The organism is Mesorhizobium sp. M1A.F.Ca.ET.072.01.1.1 (assembly GCF_004023325.1).
GTDB lineage: Bacteria > Pseudomonadota > Alphaproteobacteria > Rhizobiales > Rhizobiaceae > Mesorhizobium.
Genome location: NZ_RZSF01000292.1, coordinates 1 through 8,591, shown reverse-complemented (window position 1 = coordinate 8,591; position 8,591 = coordinate 1). Strand labels below are relative to the sequence as shown.

7 protein-coding genes are annotated in these 8,591 nt (G+C 63.6%); 3 read left to right on the top strand and 4 right to left on the bottom strand.

Going from position 1 to position 8,591, the window contains the following annotated elements:
* Positions 1–131 precede the first annotated feature (131 nt).
* Positions 132–1,070, bottom strand: coding sequence for a carbohydrate kinase family protein (locus tag EOA32_RS28960; protein ID WP_066995110.1), 939 nt, complete (start codon positions 1,068–1,070; stop codon positions 132–134).
* Positions 1,071–1,350: 280 nt separating this feature from the next.
* Here EOA32_RS28960 and recA point away from each other — a divergent pair, with 280 nt between their 5' ends.
* Positions 1,351–2,451: a recombinase RecA gene (recA, locus tag EOA32_RS28955; protein ID WP_067328293.1), complete on the top strand. Its 1,101-nt coding sequence runs from the start codon at positions 1,351–1,353 to the stop codon at positions 2,449–2,451.
* Positions 2,452–2,707: 256 nt separating this feature from the next.
* Positions 2,708–5,377 (top strand): alanine--tRNA ligase, encoded by a 2,670-nt coding sequence (alaS, locus tag EOA32_RS28950; RefSeq protein ID WP_128373538.1) that lies wholly within the window; start codon positions 2,708–2,710, stop codon positions 5,375–5,377.
* Between the two features lie 234 nt (positions 5,378–5,611).
* On the opposite strand, the gene EOA32_RS28945 is transcribed toward alaS, so the two are convergent.
* From EOA32_RS28945 to EOA32_RS28935, 3 genes are read right to left on the bottom strand one after another with little or no spacing between them, the layout of a single operon-like run.
* Positions 5,612–6,238 (bottom strand): glutathione S-transferase family protein, encoded by a 627-nt coding sequence (locus tag EOA32_RS28945; protein WP_128373537.1) that lies wholly within the window; start codon positions 6,236–6,238, stop codon positions 5,612–5,614.
* 1 nt (position 6,239) lies between these two features.
* Positions 6,240–6,977 carry a hypothetical protein gene (locus EOA32_RS28940; RefSeq protein ID WP_128373536.1) on the bottom strand — a complete coding sequence of 246 codons (738 nt, stop codon included), beginning with the start codon at positions 6,975–6,977 and terminating at the stop codon, positions 6,240–6,242.
* Positions 6,978–6,980: 3 nt separating this feature from the next.
* A complete protein-coding gene (locus tag EOA32_RS28935; RefSeq protein ID WP_128373535.1) occupies positions 6,981–8,192 on the bottom strand; it encodes an NADP-dependent isocitrate dehydrogenase in 1,212 nt (403 codons plus the stop codon).
* Between the two features lie 204 nt (positions 8,193–8,396).
* Between EOA32_RS28935 and EOA32_RS28930 the strand changes: the two genes are divergently transcribed.
* Positions 8,397–8,591: TrmH family RNA methyltransferase (locus tag EOA32_RS28930; protein WP_145971376.1), on the top strand; the 195-nt coding region annotated here is incomplete at its 3' end.

The following is an 8,591-nucleotide window of genomic DNA, read 5'->3' as shown; positions in this document are numbered from 1 at the left end:
CGCCACCACAGGCCGTCCGGCGGCAAGCGCCTCCGCCACTGGCGGATGAATGTCGATGAAGGGGCGGGCGGTTTCGGGCGTCATGTCCGTTCTCCACTCCGGAGAAAACTCCGGCAAGATAGTTTGTGGCCCTATGCCACCACCCGCGCCTCGTGCACAAGGGCAAGCGCCTGGCCAAAACTGCCGGCGGTGAAAGACGGTACCGCCTCGGCGCTCTCAATGGCGAGCATCGCTGCGGCAACACCTTCGCGCAGTGCCCTCCGCAAAGGGAGCCCGCGCAGCAGCGCGGCAACCGTGGCTCCGGTCAGGGCGTCGCCGGCGCCGGTCACGTCGGCAACTCGTCGCGGGGCGGGCGGGTCGATGGCGAAGACGCCCGATTGGTCGAAGCCGAGCACCGGAGCACTGCCAGCCGTGATCACGCCTGCCGTCAAGCCCAGTCGCCTGAGTTCCCCGACAAGATCGCGGCCGGAGATATCCGCACCAGCCAGCGCCGCCGCCTCTCGGCGGTTCATGAACAGCAGCGAAAGATTGCCGAGCAGCGGCGCTAGCCGCACCACCTTGGCTGGCGAGACGGCGATGGCGAAAACCGGTCTGTCGCCGGCTTGCGCAACCAGGCGCTCGAGGGCCGCCGTCGGCAGGTTCGCGTCGCAGAGGATCGCGTCTGCCTCGGCGATCGCCTCGCGCACCTTGGCGCGGCGGATCTGCTTGGGGAAGGCGAGGTCGTAAAGGCCCATGTCGGCAAAGCCGACGATCAGTTCCCCCTCGCTGTCGATCAGCGCAGTGTAGCTCGGCGTCGTGCGGTCGAGGAACACCGCCGAAAGGTCGGCGATGCCGGCCTCGTCGATCGCCGATGCGACGGTCTCACCCGCCGCATCGCCGCCGCGCACCGAAAGCAGCGAGGCCGAGACGCCGCGCTTCACAATGCTGCGCAGCGCGTTGAAGACGCCGCCGCCGACATCCTCGCGCATGATGCCGGGATTGGATGCGGCGGGCACGTAAGGGCCCGAGACCTGGCCGCGCCGGTCGATATGGGCGCCGCCCAGCGCCAGGATATTTGGGGATGTCGGCATGCCGCGGAGGTGACCTCGTTGATTGTTTGCGTGCGCACACTAGGTTTCCGCGCATCGCCCCGCAATCGGGTCGCGATTCGGGCCGCCCGGATAACGAGATCTCGCTTGGATCAGCAGCACTGGTTCGCGCCATCTCTAGTGAGACAAAAATAGAACAAATCCAGATATTGTTTGTTTTCCAGTCATTTGTTGCCTCTTGCCAGATGAGAACAAAAAAGGTACAAACCGGCAGGGATCACGGATTGTCCGGCCTTCATTGACGACCAAGGGGTGATGTATCATGGCTCAGAATAGTTTGCGGCTTGTAGAGGATAAGGCAGTGGACAAATCAAAGGCTCTGGATGCGGCGCTGTCGCAAATCGAGCGCGCTTTCGGCAAGGGCTCGATCATGCGGCTCGGCGCCAATGAGCAGGTGGTCGAGATCGAAACCGTGCCGACGGGATCGCTCGGGCTGGACATCGCGCTCGGCGTTGGCGGGCTGCCGCGCGGCCGCATCATCGAAATCTACGGGCCGGAAAGCTCGGGCAAGACGACGCTGGCGCTGCACACGGTTGCGGAAGCCCAGAAGAAGGGTGGTATCTGCGCCTTCGTCGATGCCGAGCACGCGCTCGATCCGGTCTATGCCCGCAAGCTCGGCGTCGATCTCGAAAACCTTCTGATCTCGCAGCCCGACACGGGTGAGCAGGCGCTGGAGATCTGCGACACGCTGGTGCGCTCCGGCGCCATCGACGTTCTGGTGGTCGATTCGGTGGCGGCACTGACGCCGCGCGCCGAAATCGAGGGCGAGATGGGCGATGCGCTGCCCGGCCTGCAGGCCCGCCTGATGAGCCAGGCGCTGCGCAAGCTGACGGCATCGATCTCGCGCTCCAACACCATGGTCATCTTCATCAACCAGATCCGTATGAAGATCGGCGTCATGTTCGGCTCGCCGGAAACCACGACCGGCGGCAACGCGCTGAAATTCTACGCCTCGGTGCGCCTCGACATCCGCCGCATCGGCTCGGTCAAGGATCGCGACGAAGTGGTCGGCAACCAGACCCGCGTCAAGGTGGTGAAGAACAAGCTGGCTCCGCCCTTCAAGGTGGTCGAGTTCGACATCATGTATGGCGAGGGCGTGTCGAAGACCGGCGAGCTCGTCGATCTTGGGGTCAAGGCCGGCGTGGTCGAGAAGTCGGGCGCTTGGTTTTCCTACAATTCGCAGCGTCTCGGTCAGGGCCGTGAGAACGCCAAGCTTTTCCTGCGCGACAATCCGGACACGGCGCGCGAGATCGAGCTGGCGCTGAGGCAGAATGCCGGGCTGATCGCCGAAAAATTCCTCGAGAACGGCGGCTCCGAAGGCGGTGGTGACGACAGCTTCGAGGACGAGGCTGGCGCGATGTAGGCACTGCCGGAGTTCGGCCATAATCCGGATCCATTATCTAAAGAGTTCCCTAGTACTGCGTTCGAACCGCCGGCCTTCGTGCCGGCGGTTTGCGTTTGGGGGCGAGGGCACAGGCCGCCCAGCCGGAGGATTGGCCTTGGTTCCGTGTTTCTGGACAGGGTCAAGAGCTACGGCTAAAAGGCCAATCTATCTTCTGACACACGAAAGCCCATTTGCCGCCGGCCTGGCCGGCGGTTTTCGCGAAAAGGCAGTATCCATGAGTGGCGTGAACGAGATCCGGTCGACATTCCTCGACTACTTCCGCAAGGAGGGTCATGAGATCGTCGCCTCCAGCCCGCTGGTGCCGCGCAACGATCCGACGCTGATGTTCACCAACGCCGGCATGGTGCAGTTCAAGAACGTGTTCACCGGCCTGGAGAAGCGGTCCTATTCGCGCGCCGCGACCGCGCAGAAGAGCGTGCGCGCCGGCGGCAAGCACAACGATCTCGACAATGTCGGCTACACCGCGCGCCATCTCACCTTCTTCGAGATGCTCGGCAATTTCTCGTTCGGCGATTATTTCAAGGAGCGCGCTATCGAGCTTGCCTGGAACCTGATCACCAAGGAATTCGGCCTGCCGAAGGACAAGCTTCTGGTCACCGTCTATCACACCGACGACGAGGCGGCCGGTTACTGGAAGAAGATCGCCGGCTTCTCGGACGACCGCATCATCCGCATTCCGACCTCTGACAATTTCTGGGCGATGGGCGACACCGGTCCCTGTGGTCCGTGCTCGGAGATATTCATCGATCGCGGCGAGCATATCTGGGGCGGTCCGCCCGGCAGCCCGGAGGAGGACGGCGACCGGTTCCTCGAATTCTGGAACCTGGTGTTCATGCAATATGAGCAGGTGACGAAAGACGAGCGCATCGACCTGCCGCGCCCCTCGATCGATACCGGTATGGGCCTGGAGCGCATGGCTTCGATCCTTCAGGGAGTGGAGAGCGTCTTTGAGACCGACCTGTTCCGGCATCTGATCGATGCGGCATGCTCGGCGCTCGGGCACGGTCACAACCAGGAGAACGCAGCATCCTTCCGCGTGATCGCGGATCATTTGCGCTCGTCATCCTTCCTGGTGGCCGACGGCGTGCTGCCCTCCAATGAAGGCCGCGGCTATGTGCTGCGTCGCATCATGCGTCGCGCCATGCGCCACGCGCAGCTGCTCGGCGCCAAGGAGCCGCTGATGTGGAAGCTGGTGCCCGCGCTGGTGCGCGAGATGGGCCAGGCCTATCCGGAACTGGTGCGTGGCGAAGCGCTGATCACAGAGACGCTGAAGCTCGAGGAGACGCGCTTCCGCAAGACGCTGGTCCGCGGTCTCGGCCTGCTTTCGGAGGCGACGGAACAGCTGCACGCCGGCGACATGCTGGATGGCGAGACGGCCTTCAAACTCTACGACACCTATGGCTTCCCGCTCGACCTGACGCAGGATGCGCTGCGCCAACGCGACATCTCGGTCGATCTTGCCGGCTTCACCGCTGCGATGGAGCGGCAGAAGGCGGAAGCGCGCGCGCACTGGGCGGGGTCGGGCGAAGCGGCGACCGAGACGGTCTGGTTCCCGGTGCGCGAGCAGACCGGCGCCACCGATTTCCTCGGTTACGAGACGGAAGAGGCGGAAGGCCTGATCCAGGCCTTGGTCAAGGATGGCAAGATCGTCGACAGCGCCGGGCAGGGCGACGCGGTTGCCGTCGTCGTCAACCAGACGCCGTTCTATGGCGAATCCGGTGGCCAGATGGGCGATACCGGCATGATGTCCGGCGACGGCTTCTCGATCGAGGTCACCGACACGCAAAAGAAGGCCGACGGGCTCTTCGTGCATTTGGGCAAGGTGACGCGCGGTACGATCAAGACCGGCGCTGCCGTGGAGCTAAAGGTCGATCACGCGCGCCGTTCGAAGCTGCGCGCCAATCACTCCGCGACGCATCTCATCCACGAGGCGCTGCGTGAGGTGCTGGGCACCCATGTCGCGCAGAAGGGTTCGCTGGTCGCGCCTGATCGCCTCCGCTTCGACATCTCGCACAACAAGCCGATCTCGGCCGAGGAGATCGAGGATGTCGAGCGCATGGCCAACGAGATCGTTGTGCAGAACAGTCCGGTGACGACGCGGCTGATGTCGGTGGACGATGCTATTGCCGAGGGCGCGATGGCGCTGTTCGGCGAGAAATACGGCGACGAGGTGCGCGTCGTTTCGATGGGCACCGGCCTGCACGGCGCCAAGGCCAACCGTCCCTATTCGGTCGAGCTCTGCGGCGGCACGCATGTCAGGTCGACCGGCGATATCGGCCTTGTGCGCATCCTGTCGGACAGCGCGGTCGCCGCCGGCGTGCGCCGCATCGAGGCGCTGACCGGCGAGGCGGCGCGCAGGCATCTCGACGAGCAGGACAAGCGCCTGAAGGCAGCCGCGGCGACCTTGAGGATCTCGCCGGCCGACGTTCCGGCGCGTGTCGAGACTTTGCTCGAGGAGCGCAAGAAACTCGAGAAAGAGCTCACCGAGGCGCGCAAGAAACTGGCCCTTGGCGGCGGCGCGGCCGTTGCCGATGCTCCGGCCACCAACGAGACAGTTGCGGGTGTCGGCTTCCTCGGCAAAGCGGTCAGCGGTGTCGCGCCGAAGGACCTGAAGCCGCTTGCGGATGCCGGTAAGAAGACGCTGGGCTCCGGCGTGGTCGTCTTTATCGGTGCCGGCGAGGACAACAAGGCGAGCGTGGTGGTCGGCGTCACCGACGACCTGACCGGCCGCTTCAGCGCTGTCGATCTCGTCCGTGTTGCGTCCGCCGCGCTTGGCGGGCAGGGCGGCGGCGGGCGTCCCGATATGGCGCAAGCCGGCGGCCCCGACGCCTCCAAGGCGGACGACGCCATCGCGGCGGTAAAGGCCGCGCTCGAAGCCGCGTAAGCCAGCTACAGGGCCAATTTAAGCCAGTTCCACCTTCTCCGAGGGTAGCGCTGCCCCTCATCTGGCAGCCGCCATCTTCTCCCCGTCGAACGGGGAGAAGGGCGCTGTCACCGCGATTTTCGCCAATCGCCGGCGTCGCGCCCAGCCTCTTTCTCCCCATTTAGGCCCGTTTACGGGGAGAAATGCCCGGCAGGGCAATGAGGGGCACGCCGGCATCGAGGACGTTCACTCGAATCAGGCGGCTTTCTCGGTTCGCGCAAAGCTCGGGCGAACGGCAACGCGCCCATACCAATCCCGGATTTCTGGAAACCGCACAAGCAGCTTTCGCCCTTCGGCGACCTTGAGGAAATAGCCGATAATCGACGCCGCGTGCAGGTCGGCCAGGGTCAACTGATTGCCGAGCAGCCAGGGGCCCGGGGTGCTCAATGAAACAAGCGTCCGCAGCACCGTCTCCGCCTGCGAAATCCCCCGCGCGATCAAGGTTTCGTCCGGCGCCGCCTTTTCCAGCCGCTCGACGGCGACATTCCAGACCATGGCCCGGTAAGCGTAGGCATCGAGCATGCCGATGATCTGGTTCATCCGCGCCCGACAGCGCGTATCGCTGGGCTGCAGGGCCGGACCGGCGAAGGCCTCGTCGATGTAGCGTGCAATCGCACCGGTCTCGAAGAGCCGAAAACCGTCATGCTCGAAGGCCGGAATGCGGGCGAACGGATGATGCTCCAGATACCAGGGCGGAATGCCTTCGGCCGCGAAGATGTCGAGAGGGACGAGCTCGTAATCGACGCCCTTTTCCTCCAGCGCCATTCGCGCGATGCGGACATAGACGCTGTAGTGGGCGCCGTAGAGAAGAGGCTTTGCCACTTCATTCCTCTTTGCCTTGGCTGTCCCGTATCCAGACGCGCAGCGTGCCGGTGGTCTGAAAGCCGCAGGTCAGTGCGTCATCCAGCCCGCCGCCGCGTTCATACCCGACTAGCGCGCGACTTTCAGCAAACGTATTGGCTGCGGCTCGCACAGCGTCTCGATAGGTCGGATTGCCATCCGTGGCAAAGACATTTGACAACCCGATCACGAGCTCGGATCTATTGGCTATGCAGCCGGCGGTGAAGCCGTCGGCCGTCCGTCGGCCAAGGATGGCGATGGCGGGGTCGGCCAGAACTGCAGTCGGAAAGAGACCGCCGCTGGAGCGACCTGCGCCACCCGTCCAGGCAAGTTCCCACATCTCCAAGCTGGCTGCGTCCCGAACGCGTTCCCAACCGGAGGGGGTCGTCGTTGGACGACTTAGGTCCATCCAGATCCAGCTTGCTTCGAAGAGTTGGCTGAACCCGAGCGGTCGGAGATCCAGACGGCAGAACCCATCCTTGACCGAAAAGCTGGCGGCAAGAACAGATCTCAGTCTGGTTATTTCTGCAAGTTGGATCGGTACGTCATCGGCATCCAACGTGGCGGCATTGGGGTAGTAAAGAGGTGCTTGCTCGTCGCTGGACCAGACGGAGCAGCTCCTCCGGTCGCTTAGCCCGTGCACCTTGAAAATAGCCTGGCAGAGGTCGGCATTGTTGCCAGCGCAAAGGCGGACCCTTTCGCTGGCAACAAGACTCGGCACTTCTTACCCCATCGCCTTCTGCAGGTTCTCGTCGATCTTGTCGAGAAAGCCGGTGGTCGACAGCCAGGGCTGGTCGGGGCCGATCAGCAGCGACAGGTCCTTGGTCATGAAGCCGCCCTCGACGGTCTGGATGCAGACCTTTTCCAGCGTCTCGGCAAAGCGCTTGAGCTCGGCATTGCCGTCGAGCTTGGCGCGGTGGGCCAAGCCACGCGTCCAGGCGAAGATCGAGGCGATCGAGTTGGTCGAGGTTTCCTCGCCCTTCTGATGCTGGCGGTAGTGGCGGGTGACGGTGCCGTGGGCGGCTTCCGCTTCCACGGTCTTGCCGTCCGGCGTCATCAGCACCGAGGTCATCAGGCCGAGCGAGCCGAAGCCTTGCGCCACCGTGTCGGATTGCACGTCGCCGTCATAATTCTTGCAGGCCCAGACATAGCCGCCCGACCATTTCAGGCTGGAAGCCACCATGTCGTCGATCAGGCGGTGCTCGTACCAGAGTTTTCTCGCCTTGAACTCGGCCTCGAATTCCTTTTCGTAGACTTCCTGGAAGATGTCCTTGAAGCGCCCGTCATAGGCTTTGAGAATGGTATTCTTGGTCGAGAGATAGACCGGGAAGTTGCGCAGCAGGCCATAGTTCAGCGAGGCGCGAGCGAATTCACGGATCGACTCGTCGAGATTGTACATGGCCATGGCGACGCCGGCGCCGGGCGCCTCGAAGACGTCATGCTCGATCACCTTGCCGTCCTCGCCGACGAACTTGATTGTCAGCTTGCCCTTGCCCGGGAAGCGGAAGTCGGTGGCGCGATACTGGTCGCCGAAGGCGTGACGGCCGACGACGATCGGCTTGGTCCAGCCGGGCACCAGGCGCGGCACGTTCTTCATGATGATCGGCTCGCGAAAGATGGTGCCGCCGAGGATGTTGCGGATGGTGCCGTTGGGCGACTTCCACATTTTCTTCAGCTTGAATTCCTCGACGCGCTGCTCGTCGGGCGTGATCGTCGCGCATTTCACGCCGACGCCGTATTTCTTGATTGCGTTGGCCGAGTCGACGGTCACCTGGTCATTGGTGGCGTCCCGGTTCTCGATCCCTAGATCGAAATAGTCCAGCTTGATGTCGAGATAGGGGTGGATCAGCTTGTCCTTGATGAACTGCCAGATGATGCGGGTCATCTCGTCGCCGTCGAGCTCGACGACCGGGTTCGCCACCTTGATCTTCGCCATGGAAAAAATGCCTCGTTGCTGGGGATCTGAACGGCCTTGCCCGTGGCTTCGGCCGAGGTTGGGCAGCGTATATCAAAGCCTTTTTGAGCGCGCAAACCGCGATCAGCCGATCGCAGACCAGTGTCGCGCTTGTGAATGCTTCATTTTCAGGCCCGGATGTGGCAGGGGACGCCGAAACGCCGCAAACCCCATGTACGGAGAGCCATGCCAGCCGCAAACGACACCGCCAAGACCGCCGGACCGGCGATCATCCTTGTCGAGCCGCAGCTCGGCGAGAATATCGGCATGGTCGCGCGCGCCATGGCGAATTTCGGCCTTTCGGAGCTGCGCCTGGTCAATCCGCGCGACGGCTGGCCGAGCGAGAAGGCGCGTGCCGCCGCCAGCCGCGCCGACCACGTC